Raw genomic sequence first — 12,793 nt, forward strand, 5'->3', positions numbered from 1 at the left:
GGTTGCGGGTTTTATCTACAACAGGGTGTAGCCCCCAAAGAGCCGACAATCTTACCCCATACAGAAAAAAACCAATATGCTAGAATGCACCTTTCGCCCATTTAACAGAGCTTTCGTTCGTCGTGTCTGCTGGTGTTATTCGCAGACAACATGTGCTACACAGGCTCTTCAGATTATACTATCTACCAAATTATGTCTGAATCTACCAAGAGCAGCGGTCTACGTATTTATTTGCGCCTGCTGGGCTATGTAAAACCCTACTGGTGGCTGTTTGCTGTCAGTATTCTAGGGTATGTTTTGTTTGCGGCCTCTCAGCCAGCAGTTGCCAAACTGTTGGAGTATTTTGTTGAAGTACTCGATGGTACCTCTGATTTGGCAATTTACTGGGTACCGCTTGCCATGCTGGGCATTGCCCTCGTTCGTGGTATAGGCTCTTTTCTTGGAAACTACTACCTGGCCAAGGTCTCTATGTCCGTAGTGCATGATCTGCGTTGCCTGATGTTCAACCATATGGTGGAGCTACCGAACAGTTATTATGACAACCATAACTCGGGACACCTGATTGCCCGAATCATTTATAATGTAGGTCTGGTGACAAGCGCGGCGACAGATGCCATCAAGGTAGTCATTCGGGAAGGTCTGACGGTTATTTTCACGATGGGTTTCATGTTTTATACCAACTGGCAGCTCACCCTGCTTTTTATTGGTATCACCCCTCTCATAGCCATTGTTGTCAATATGGCCAGTAAAAAGTTCCGTAGTCTGAGCAGAAAAGTTCAGCACTCCATGGGGGATTTGACCCATGTGACCTCAGAGACGATCAAGGGATACCGGGTTGTTCGCAGCTTTGGTGGCGAACGCTATGAAAAACAGCGTTTTCTTGATGCCAGCGCACAAAACACCCGACAAAACCTGAAAATGACCCGTGCTTCTGCTGTTCATACGCCGACACTGCAATTTCTGGTGTCCTGTGCTTTGGCGTTACTATTATATGTCGTGTTATGGATGCGCGGAGACGCAACCACGGCTTCATTGATTGGTTTTATCACAGCAGCCTTTTTGATACCTAAGCCCGTTCGTCAGCTTAGTGAAGTAAATTCCAATATTCAAAAAGGGATCGCGGCAGCGGAAACTATTTTCGAGATGGTGGATGAGCTAAAGGAATCCGATGATGGCACGTTAACCGTTGACAAGGTTAAGGGCAAGGTTGAGTTTTGCCAGGTGGGATTTTCATACCCTGGTGCCGAAAGTTCGGTTCTGAAGAGTATCAGCTTTACCATTGAGCCTGGACAAACCGTTGCCCTGGTGGGTAAGTCGGGTTCTGGTAAAACAACTCTGGCAAGCTTGCTGCCGCGCTTTTACAACATTACGGAGGGAGACATTCGGTTGGATGGAAAGTCCCTTAAGGAATACCGCTTGAAAAACCTGCGTCAACATATTGCCCTGGTGAATCAGAGCGTAACCCTCTTTAATGACACGATTGCCCGTAATATTGCTTACGGAGTCCTCAGCGACAAACAAGAGGACGATATCCGCCTCGCAGCTGAAATTGCCCATGCTTCTGAGTTTATTAAAGACCTGCCTGATGGTATGCATACCCTGGTGGGAGAAGATGGTGTTTTGCTCTCCGGTGGTCAGCGTCAACGCCTGGCTATTGCCCGGGCGATTTTGAAAGATGCCCCTGTGCTGATCCTCGATGAAGCCACCTCGGCACTGGACACTGAATCTGAACGCCATATTCAGGCAGCATTGGATGAGGTCATGAAAAACCGAACGACGTTGGTCATTGCGCACCGGCTATCTACCATCGAAAATGCCGACAAGATCATTGTGATGGATCATGGCCATATTGTGGAAAGTGGTCACCATAAGGAACTGCTGAAAAAAGGCGGCCATTACGCGAAGCTCTATAAACTGCAATTCAAGGAAGAAAATACGAAAGCTGAAGAGGTTGTTAATTTGGAGGAAATGGACGCATGACAACATTCACACTGCCCCGTTTTGACAAAGCGAAAGTTCTGGTCGTAGGTGACGTCATGCTTGACCGATACTGGCATGGGGCAACATCGCGTATTTCACCGGAAGCCCCTGTACCTGTCGTGCGTATCGGGCAAGTGGAAGATCGCCCTGGCGGTGCCGGCAACGTAGCGCTGAATATTGCTGCTCTGGGATCAGCCGCCTGGCTGGTTGGGGCAACGGGGGCTGATGAAGAGGCTGACAGTCTTCAGTCACGTTTGCGGGCTGCCGGTGTCTACTGTGATTTCACCCAGATTCCCGGCGTACCAACCATCACCAAGTTGCGGGTAATCAGTCAGCACCAACAACTTATCCGCCTTGATCATGAAGAATCCTTTGAAGGACTCAGTGGTGACATGATTGAAACGAAAGCAGTAGAGTTGATGAAAGGCATTGGCGCAATGGTGTTGTCAGATTACAACAAAGGCACCTTAAAAGATTTTCCCCGGCTCATAGCTTTAGCCCGTGAGAGAGGTATCCCGGTACTGGCAGATCCCAAAGGAGCAGATTTTAAACGCTACCGGGGCGCGACCGTTATTACACCCAATTTAACGGAGTTTGAAGCCGTGGTCGGCCACTGCGAAAGTGAGCATGTGCTGGTGGAAAAAGGCCAGCAACTGTTGCGCGAACTTGGGCTTGAAGCTTTGTTGATTACCCGAAGCGAACACGGTATGACACTGGTTCAAGCATCCGGTGAGCAACATTTCCCCGCTCGGGCGCGAGAAGTATTTGATGTAACCGGTGCCGGTGATACCGTTATTTCAATACTTTCGGCTGCACTGGCCGCGGGGGGGTCTTTACCACAGGCATCGGCACTGGCCAATATTGCTGCTGGCATTGTGGTAGGTAAGCTGGGCACATCCACCGTCAGCATGCCGGAGTTGCGCCGCGAGGTGAACCGGGAACGAGGCGTTGAGTGCGGTGTCGTCACTCCTGAGCAATTACTGGTTGCTATTGATGATGCCCGTAGTCACGGTGAGAAAATCGTGTTCACCAACGGTTGCTTTGATATTATCCACGCCGGACACGTGGGATATTTAGAGCAGGCACGTAAGCAGGGTGATCGCCTGGTGCTGGCTATAAACAGTGATGCCTCCGTGAAACGCCTTAAGGGTAACGGACGCCCGATCAATCCAGTGGACAGACGCCAGGCTGTGCTGGCCGGCCTGGAAGCCGTCGACTGGGTGGTGAGCTTTGATGAAGATACGCCAGAGGCGTTAATTCACCAGATCAAGCCTGAAGTGCTGGTTAAAGGAGGAGACTACACCCTTGATGAGGTGGTCGGCGCTCCTATTGTTAAGGCTTACGGTGGTGATGTAAAAGTGCTGGCCTTTCTGGATAACTGCTCGACGACAGCGATTGTTGAAAAAATTCGGGAAGAAAGACAATCGGGCGCTGAGAATATTCAGCCTGAACTTGCCGGTTGATCATTGATCTCAACACTCACCCGCTATCGGATCGCAACAGTATAGGAGCCTGTCGGACTTAAGACAATTTCGGCCTGAAATTCAGGAAGTGCGAGAAAGTGCGAGAAAGTGCGAGAAAGTGCGGCCAGAATTTCCGATGAATTTGCTTAAACAGGTCAACTATTCGCACAAATTGATCGAAAATTCTGACTCGCCCTACTGAATTTTATGCTCGAAAGCATAGTCCGACAGGCTCCTAGTGCATTTGACATCAATACCCTGATTGATGGTGCACTTACTGCGACAAGTTCCTAAAGACCTTCACGCTATACGACGATAAAAATACTGTACAAAAAAACAGTATTGTCATATTATTTGCAAGGTCAGTCTAACCGGGAACCTGCTATGCTTCATCAGCTTTCCATTTGTGATTATGCCATTGTCGATCAGCTTGAGTTGAGCATTGACCAGGGCATGACTGTCATCACCGGTGAAACCGGAGCTGGTAAGTCAATTATGCTCGATGCTCTTGGCTTGGCTATTGGCGACAGAGCGGACAGTGGCTGTGTTAGATCCGGTTCTGCACGCGCGGAAATTCGCGCCTGCTTTGATATTACGTATTGTGAAGCTGCCCGTCAGTGGCTACTGGCGCACGATTTGCTCATGGATGACAATGAGTGCATTTTGCGCCGCGTCATCACCAAAGAAGGCCGTTCTCGCGGTTATATTAATGGAACCCCCTCACCTTTGGCCGATTTACGGGCGCTTGGCGAGCTGCTTATTGATATACACAGTCAGCATGAGCATCAGTCCTTATTGAAAAAATACACTCACAGGGTGTTGCTCGATGGTTTTGCGGGGACAACGGCATTAGCCGCATCGGTTGCCTGTATCGCGCGGGATTATAATACTGTGCAAAAAGAGCTGGACAAGCTCTTGTCTCAAAAACAGCATCAGGAAGCACGCATCCAACTGCTGTCATACCAGTTACAAGAACTTGAGCAACTGAGCCTGACTGATGGCGAAATCACTCGACTGGAAAGCGATCATCGACAGTTGACGAACGCAACCGCTATCCTGGAAACCTGTCACCAGATTGGTCAAATCTGTTCCGACAACGAATCCGGCAATGTATTGCAACAACTGTCCCGGTGCGTTAATCAACTCAGCGAACTGAGTCTCAGTCACCCTGCTATCTCCCAATCCATAGACATGCTCGCTTCTGCGCAAATTCAAGTTGAAGAGGCTATCGGTGAGATCAACCATTTTGTGGACCACTTTGATACTGATCTTGATCAGCTTCAGTCCATCGAAGAACGCCTTGGTATTGTCTATGAGCTGGCCAGAAAACACCGTATTCAACCCGATGAACTGCTGGATAAACAGCAGGCATTAGCCCATGAACTGGAGAAAATTCAGTGCCACGATGAAATTACCAGTGAACTTGAAAGCCGCCTGGAAACTCTTTATCAGCAGTACCATGAACAAGCGGAAAAATTATCCCATCAGCGTCATAAAGCGGCATTGACGCTAGAGAAAGCTATTTCTGCCCGAATGAAGCAACTGGGTATGCCCAAAGGCCTGCTTAGGGTGTCACTAACACCCTTATTAAGTAAACCCGTCGTCGAAGGTGGCCAGGAAGAGATTGAGTTTCTGGTGACAACAAACCCGGGACAGCCTCCTCTCCCACTGGCCAAGGTTGCCTCTGGAGGGGAGCTATCCCGGATCAGCCTGGCCATTCAGGTGACTGCCGCACAGACTTCCCATATCCCAACCCTGGTTTTTGATGAGGTTGATGTAGGTATTGGTGGAGGCACCGCAGAAGTGGTGGGCAATATGTTGCGGGAAATTGGTAAGGAAGGACAGGTGTTATGTGTCACCCATCAGCCACAAGTGGCATCAAAAGCAAACCATCACCTACACGTTAACAAAAAACTGTCTAACACTGCGTCTAATACAGAAATTACCGTATTACTGGGTGATTATCGCATTCAGGAGGTAGCCCGTATGCTTGGTGGCATTGAAGTAACGCGCTCAACACTGGCGCACGCCAGGGAAATGCTAGGAGCCTGACCGAGAATAAACTGCGCTACTGCGGTTGCGATAAATTGGCCTGAAAATTCCTGCTTCTTTATCAAATAGCCCCGCTATTCTACTTAGAAACAGAAATTTTATCCTCAATTTCTTGCGATCCTCGCTAAGGGCGCTGTTCTCGGACAGGCTCCTAGGGCACACAGCGTAAGGGGAACAAGTATAATGAATGAGAAGCTGCCGGTAATGGCGGCTTCTCATTTGCCGTGTTATTTCTGTGCCAGCATAGTCGCTTCAACTTTATCGAGCTTGGCCAAAACGGTTTCTCTTGCAAGCTTAAACCGGGCCATTTCCTTTTTCGAAATCGGTGATGCATCAGGTAACTTGACTGTCACAGGATTTCGATGGATACCATTAACCCGGAATTCATAATGCAGGTGTGGGCCTGTAGCCCAGCCAGTTTGGCCAACATAACCGATAATCTGTCCCTGTTTTACCGATACACCTATCTTTATGCCTTTGCCAATTTTGTTCTGGTGGGCATAAGCAGTGACTATATTATTGGGGTGCTCAATACATACGATATTGCCAAAACCCCGCTGCCAGCCTGCATACTTAACCTTTCCATCGCCGGCTGCCTTAATAGGCGTGTTGGTAGGTGCTGCGTAGTCAACACCTCGATGAGGTCTCTTGGTCTTGAAGATAGGGTGTAACCGGTTAGGATTAAACCGCGAGCTGATGCGGGTAAAATCCACAGGGGTTCGTAAGAACGCCTTTTTCATACTTTTACCATCAGGGGTGTAGTACCCTGTCTCCCCTTTGCTATCGGTATACCGCACGGCTGTGTAGGTTTCGCCCTGATTAGTAAAACTTGCGGCAAGTATGTTGCCATCGCTCAGCTTTTCACCATCGAGGTACTTTTCTTCGTATATAACACTGAAGCTGTCGCCCTCGCGGATATCCTGTACAAAATCAATGTCCCAGCCAAAAATGCCTGCCAGCTGCATGGTTAAGTTGTCGGAAAGTCCTGCTTTCTGGCTGGCAAGGAACAAAGAGCTATCAATTTGACCATAACTGGAGGCCATGCGAACATCTGGCTCAAGGATGACCTCTTTACCTGTATAACCTTTGTCGGTTTTCTCAAAAAAGAAGCTCTTGAGCTTTGATTGTTGATAGCGAAACTGGGTAAGTTCACCCGCACTGTTTATGCGAAACTCCAAGGTTTGACCAGGTAGTATTTCCGATAGAAGCTTGCCTACCTCAGGCGTCGAAGTAATAAGATAAACGTCACTGGCACTTAATCCCTGCTTTTTAAACAAGGCTGACAGGTTATCACCCGGCTTGATAACCTCTGAAACCCAGGAACCCAGGGTTTCTTTTTCTTTTTGTAACAGCGCATCGGCCGCTTGTTTGGCTTTTTCAATCTGTGTAATGTCAACATTGTCAATGGATTGATTAGAGGGAGACTCGGCCATTTCCTCTTTAGATGAAAGGGTATCAAGGGCAGAGGCAGGCGCCTGATGGGCATCAATGCTTAACGGTATTTCGGAACGTCTGGCTTCTACCTTTTCAGAAGGTAACAATGCCATGAAGCCCAGTACAACCGTCGCGACACCACAGATAAGGAAAAAGTGCTTTTTGGGGAACTTTTTCACAGAAATCACTTGCTTTACACGCGAGGTGCCTTTTACCGTGGCCTTTTTCATTGCGTTTTGAGTTGCTCTGTTAGGGTGCTCAGCACCTAATGCAAAATGTAGTGTCCAGGATCTTAGAAACTGCCTGAAAAGCCCGCTGTTAAAGAGATAAGAGGCGTTAAAAACTGATTTTCTCGCCAAATAAATGGCTGCTGCTTCTCAAAATCGGCTTTTACTCTCCGTTTCCCTTGATCCTTTTGCGCGCAGGCCTATATAACAGCTTCTTATTAAAAATTATAACGTAAAAAATATATTTTATAGCAATAAACAATTTAGCGCCACTTTTACGCCTGGGTAAGCGCTTGCGGCTAGGAGCCTGTCGGACTTATGCTTTCGAGCATAAAATTCAGTAGGGCGAGTCAGAATTTTCGATCAATTTGTGCGAATAGTTGACCTATTTAAGCAAATTGATCGGAAATTCTGGCCGCACTTTCTCGCACTTCCTGGATTTTAGGCCGAAATTGCCTTAAGTCCGACAGGCTCCTTAGCCCGTATCCTTTTTTAAAACCTAAACACCGCTCATCTTTACTGCTGTTGTGTCAAGCTACCCCTTGATGGCGAAAATTTGGTACTTCCAACGGATAACTACTTGTATTTAGCAGAGGTTATTGTATTTTTAAACATTTTCTATCATTCTTGAACGCAGGTTCTTTTCATGAAAGACCGTCACAATCCGCTTCTCCAAGATCTCCGGGCACGAGAACTCATAGCACAGACGACCGCTGTGGAGGAGCTTGACGCTCACTTGAGTGAACAGTCCCGGACGATTTATTGTGGCTTCGACCCGACGGCAGACAGCCTGCATTTGGGACATCTGGTGCCTCTACTGGTACTCAAGCGCTTCCAAATGGCTGGACACAAACCCATCGCTCTGGTCGGTGGTGCCACAGGGCTAATTGGTGATCCCAGCTTCAAGGCGACCGAACGCCAGCTGAATACACCCGATATTGTAGCGGGCTGGTCCGATAAAATCCGTGGACAGGTCAGCCAGTTTCTTGATTTTGGCAGTGGTGATAATGCGGCCATCGTTGCTAATAACCTTGACTGGACCGAAGGTCTAAGTGCGCTGGAATTTCTGCGTGATGTAGGCAAGCATTTTTCAGTGAATGCCATGATCAACAAGGAGTCTGTCCAGCAGCGACTCAATCGTGAAGGTGCCGGTATCTCATTTACCGAGTTTTCCTATGCGCTTCTCCAGGGAATGGACTTCTCAGCGTTGAACCGCCACTTTGATTGTACGCTGCAGCTTGGAGGCAGTGACCAGTGGGGTAATATTGTTGGCGGTATTGACCTGGTGCGGCGCCAGAACAAAGCGAAGGCTTTTGGGTTAACGGTGCCGTTAATCACTAAATCTGATGGCACAAAGTTTGGCAAAACTGAGGGGGGAGCCCTATGGCTTGACCCCAGTAAAACATCGCCTTATGCCTTTTACCAGTTCTGGATGAATACCGCTGATGCTGATGTATACAGATTCCTGCGTTATTTCACCTTTTTGAGCATAGAAGACATAGTGGGTATTGAGGCAGTGGATGCTGAAACACTAGGGCGTAAATCTGCACAGGGTGTTCTGGCTAAAGAAGTGACTCGCCTGGTTCATGGAGAAAAAGGGCTGGCCTCTGCTATGCGTATTTCTGAGGCACTGTTCTCTGGTAAGCTTCTGAGTCTGTCGGAGCCTGATCTGGAACAGCTGAAACAGGATGGACTGCCGTCGTCTACTCTGTACCGTTCTGATCTTGAAGGCCAACCTATGACCCAGCTTTTTGTAGAAGTGGGTGTGGTAAAATCCGGCAAGCAGGTTAAGGATGCGCTCCAACGTAAAAGTGTGCTATTCAATGGTGAGGCGCGGGGCATGGAGGATAATATGAACTTGTCATCATGTTTTGCTCAGGATAATGCTTTGTATGGACGCTTCTTCCTGGTAAAACTGGGCAAGAAAACGCACCATTTGTTTGAAGTGGTGTAAATCGCTCTTTCTAACGTATTGAAGTCGTAACTGCTAGTGCTGTTAAGCGCTAGAAGCCTGTCGGACTTAAGACAGTTTCGGCCTAAAATCCAGAAAGTGCGAGAAAGTGCGAGAAAGTGCGGCCAGAATTTCCGATTAATTTGCTTAAATAGGTCAACTATTCACACAAATTGATCGAAAGTTCTAACTCGCCCTACTGAATTTTATGCTCGAAAGCATAAGTCCGATAGGCTCCTAGCCAAAAAGTTATTAACGTACAACAGAAGTGAAACGCCTCTTTCAACGCCAAACCCTCGCATGCACGATAAAAACGTATGAAAAAAACGTGTGAAAAAAAGTACTGGTTTATTTTTACCACTAGCCCGGATATTTCATAAACTGCCCTGAGAATTGCGCAGAACCTTGCGGTTCTAAGGGATTTTGCGAGGGAGCGCCGTACCGGGGAGTACGGTCGACTGAGCAAAACTCCCTTAGCGCCGCAAGGAGCAAGCAAGGCCAGGAGCATGTTTATGAAATATCCGGGCTAGGCTCCTTAACCATAATGAGGTTAGTAAAATGAATAAATCTGAAAGAAAAGCAGGTAGGCGTGAATTAACGTGTATCGTGGAAAGTAGTGCTTTAGACCTTTTTGTGCTAATTATGCATCAGCACCCTATTTTGTCCAATATTTTACGGTTCTTAAGTTTTGAAGACATTAGCAACCTCAGAGAAGCTGTTAAACACTGTCATGCAACCTCTCCATTGCATGGCCTTCTTCTATATGAAGGTTTATTAAAGGTCACTCCTTACGATATGGAGGAAATTCAGTATCTTAAGAAAATTAAGCCTTATTTGACACTGATTAATAACTGGACAGTCTTTGATTACACCAATGTTAACAGTGGGCAGGCAACCAGCCTGGACAAAAAGTTTGAAATTATACGCCTTATTGTTTACGACTCCAGCAGCGATATCGGTGAAATTGATGATCACACCACTATTGTGAATGATGGAGTCTTCCTCCTTGAAAATCAAGAAGAGCTAAGATTCAATATACCACCTTATCTGTATATTAAAGACGACTTCAAATTGGCCGGTGAGTTAAGCGACAAGACTGTTTTTTACTTTAAATTTTGGGTAAGAGAACATACTGAGGTAAATATATGTTTTGGGGGTGGGTTGGCCATATTTGCCCCAACATACAAAGGATTAATACATCATTTAATTCGTAATGGAATCATGAATGATTTTGTTGATGGCTTAAAAACATCCCGCCAGCTATCAAATGCACTTAATAGGGCCGATCCAGATGATGACAATGATTTATTGGATGATGCGTTAAGGCGACTACGGTGAAGGTTATCAGTGGATAAGTACATGACCAAATGAAAAGAGCCTGTAAATAATTTTGTGTAAACACCCTGATTTTCTGGTACTCCTTTTTAAAAACTGTCAGAATGATGCCTGCTATTATCAAACTTGATAGCCTTTTCTTTTCTTTTCTCGCAACCTCCAGACTATTATGACACTGACACAATTATTTTCGAATCGTCTCCCCTCATTAATCATGTACGATCTGGATGGCACTCTGGTTGACAGTATTCCCGATCTCATCATTGCTACTAACTGTATGCTAAAGGATTTGAATCGCCCTGTTGCTAACCCTGAGGATATTACTCACTGGGTAGGTAATGGTATTACACCTTTGATTAAGCGAGCGTTGGCCGACGATATTAAGGGAGATCAGCCCGGTAGGGTCGACCCTGCATTATTTGAATCTGCCAGGGCACGCTTTGTGCGTCGCTACGAGCAGGAAGTGGGGTTGAGTAGTCAACTGTATCCCGGGGTACGCTCTTTCCTTGAATTTATTCACAACCACAATATTACGCAAACGATCATCACCAACAAGGACGAACAGTTTTCTCGATTGTTGTTAAAAGCCCAGGGGATTCACCACTTCTTTGATTATCTCATAGGTGGCGATACACTGCCTGAGAAAAAGCCACATCCCTTACCTTTGCAGCATACATTGGAAAAATACCAGCGCTCTTCAGATGCAGCCTTGATGGTGGGGGATTCAATTAATGATATTACTGCGGCAAAAGCTGCTGGTATTCAGGTAGTTGGCGTCACCTATGGTTATAACCATGGTAACCCTGTTGACGACGCTGATCCTGATTGCATAGTGTCCAACTTGATGGATCTGCTTTAAGAATCTGTTTTTATCGTAGCGACCTTTGCACAGCGCGAATCGGTTTAAAGTCTCGGCTTTCAGGTCGACGATAGCGCTGCAATCATTGCAACACTTTGGTTTGAAAACGCATTTGTTCAAATGCAAACCTTCCAACCCAGGTGACTGATAACCAGATGCAGCTTGAAACCAAACGTCCATCCTGTTGAGGTTTTCCCTGATTTGACCATACCTGAAAAAACGCGATGGCTCATGATCCGCAGGTTATTGCAGACAACAAGAGGGGGGGGAATCAAAAAAGCAATACCCATTGGCTGTCCCATACACCGGCTTTTAAGGGAGACAGTCAAAGGTAGCAGAACCTGCTTTATCAGTTCAACGAACCGGTTATAGGAAACCAGTCCGGGAAAATCGGGTCTGTGATGCGACTGAATCAACCCAATGTAATAGTGTTTGATGTCTCGATGGGCACTTTAGTAAAAGTAGGTGAAAGTAAACGATGACGATGATGACCTCACTGGGCGTCAACTTGCACTTGGCTGGAAGTTTTTTGGATTCAGCGATGAGCTGCTTGTGGCATTGGTTCAAACTCAAAGTTGACACTCCAGGTGTCGAACTCCATGATCAATTACAGAGGGCCGTTCAATACATGTCTGATTGATAACGCCCTAAAGGTGTGATGTTGAATTTTATCTTCCAAAGAACAAGGGTTTCAGGATGATGAGTGACAGATTTATTTCACTCCCCATGTAACTTTGGTGTTGTACGGAGCTATAACCCCGAATTCAGGATAACTATAAAACAAGGATGTTGAGCCATGATAAAAAAAGCGGGGCTTCTGCCCTATTTGTTTTGTGCGTCCGCATTACCTGTTAATGCACTGGATCTGACCCCTGATGGGGTTAATGCAGGTTTTGGTAAAAGCTTCAGTTTGAATAATACTAAACCGGATCTGAACGCCTACCGTGGCAGTATTGTCTGGGATTGGGGAGAACCACTGGTGAGTTTTTCCGGTTTACAAATAAGTGGATACTTTGATGTGGCTCTCAATCACTGGAAAAGCAATCTGGGCCCTTCTGATGTCAGAAGCGTTGGCGCCAGTCAGGTGAAATCCGTCAGCTTTTCACCTGTTTTTCGTCTTCAATCGTCTGCCCCGCATGCGTTGGGGTTCTTTTTAGATGCAGGTGTTGGATTAAGCTATCAGTCTGAAAAAGATATTCAGCAAGAAAAAACCCATTCTGCTGTCAATATGGGGGGGCATACCCAGTTTGAAATCAGGCTCATGGCAGGGTTGCATTTTGGCCAGCGGCAGCAGTATGAAATAGCTTATGGCTGGTACCATTACTCCAATGCAAATCTCCATGATGTTAATGAGGGGCTGGATTTTCAGACGATTTCCCTCGGTTACCGGTTTTAGGAGCCTGACCGAGAATAGCGCCCGTAGCGAGGATTACGAGAAATTGAGGATAAAAATTTCTGCTTCTGAGGATAATAGTGGGGCTATTTGACGAAG

The 12,793-nt window shown here is 46.7% G+C and carries 9 protein-coding genes; 7 read left to right on the plus strand and 2 right to left on the minus strand.

What is annotated here, in order from left to right; all coding sequences use genetic code 11:
- The first annotated feature begins 192 nt into the window (after positions 1-192).
- The 3 genes from msbA (at position 193) to recN (ending at position 5,495) form a co-directional block, all read left to right on the plus strand.
- Positions 193-1,980 (plus strand): lipid A export permease/ATP-binding protein MsbA, encoded by a 1,788-nt coding sequence (gene msbA, locus V4C51_RS02975; protein WP_330924637.1) that lies wholly within the window; start codon positions 193-195, stop codon positions 1,978-1,980.
- Positions 1,977-3,443, plus strand: coding sequence for a bifunctional D-glycero-beta-D-manno-heptose-7-phosphate kinase/D-glycero-beta-D-manno-heptose 1-phosphate adenylyltransferase HldE (gene hldE / locus V4C51_RS02980; protein WP_330924638.1), 1,467 nt, complete (start codon positions 1,977-1,979; stop codon positions 3,441-3,443). Before msbA ends, hldE begins: the two co-directional genes overlap by 4 nt.
- Positions 3,444-3,827: 384 nt before the next feature.
- Positions 3,828-5,495 (plus strand): DNA repair protein RecN, encoded by a 1,668-nt coding sequence (recN, locus tag V4C51_RS02985; protein WP_330924639.1) that lies wholly within the window; start codon positions 3,828-3,830, stop codon positions 5,493-5,495.
- A gap of 227 nt (positions 5,496-5,722) precedes the next feature.
- Here the strand turns inward: recN and V4C51_RS02990 are convergent, their stop codons facing one another.
- Positions 5,723-7,108, minus strand: a complete 1,386-nt coding sequence (locus V4C51_RS02990) for an OapA family protein (protein ID WP_330924640.1) — start codon at positions 7,106-7,108, stop codon at positions 5,723-5,725.
- A gap of 694 nt (positions 7,109-7,802) precedes the next feature.
- On the opposite strand from V4C51_RS02990, the gene tyrS reads away from it, so the two are divergent.
- The 3 genes from tyrS to V4C51_RS03005 all read left to right on the plus strand — a co-directional run bounded on the left by tyrS (position 7,803) and on the right by V4C51_RS03005 (position 11,301).
- Complete coding sequence (tyrS, locus tag V4C51_RS02995; protein ID WP_330924641.1) at positions 7,803-9,110, plus strand: tyrosine--tRNA ligase; 1,308 nt, start codon at positions 7,803-7,805, stop codon at positions 9,108-9,110.
- Positions 9,111-9,665: 555 nt separating this feature from the next.
- On the plus strand, positions 9,666-10,445 hold the full coding sequence (locus V4C51_RS03000) for a hypothetical protein (RefSeq protein WP_330924642.1): 780 nt from the start codon (positions 9,666-9,668) through the stop codon (positions 10,443-10,445).
- A gap of 166 nt (positions 10,446-10,611) precedes the next feature.
- A complete protein-coding gene (locus V4C51_RS03005; RefSeq protein WP_330924643.1) occupies positions 10,612-11,301 on the plus strand; it encodes a phosphoglycolate phosphatase in 690 nt (229 codons plus the stop codon).
- A gap of 116 nt (positions 11,302-11,417) precedes the next feature.
- Here the strand turns inward: V4C51_RS03005 and V4C51_RS17845 are convergent, their stop codons facing one another.
- Positions 11,418-11,603 carry a transposase gene (locus V4C51_RS17845; protein ID WP_420797624.1) on the minus strand — a complete coding sequence of 62 codons (186 nt, stop codon included), beginning with the start codon at positions 11,601-11,603 and terminating at the stop codon, positions 11,418-11,420.
- A gap of 494 nt (positions 11,604-12,097) precedes the next feature.
- Between V4C51_RS17845 and V4C51_RS03010 the strand changes: the two genes are divergently transcribed.
- Complete coding sequence (locus V4C51_RS03010) at positions 12,098-12,697, plus strand: acyloxyacyl hydrolase (RefSeq protein WP_330924644.1); 600 nt, start codon at positions 12,098-12,100, stop codon at positions 12,695-12,697.
- Positions 12,698-12,793: the final 96 nt, after the last annotated feature.

Origin of the sequence: Candidatus Sororendozoicomonas aggregata (genome assembly GCF_031528575.1) — a bacterium.
Classification (GTDB): domain Bacteria; phylum Pseudomonadota; class Gammaproteobacteria; order Pseudomonadales; family Endozoicomonadaceae; genus Endonucleibacter; species Endonucleibacter aggregata.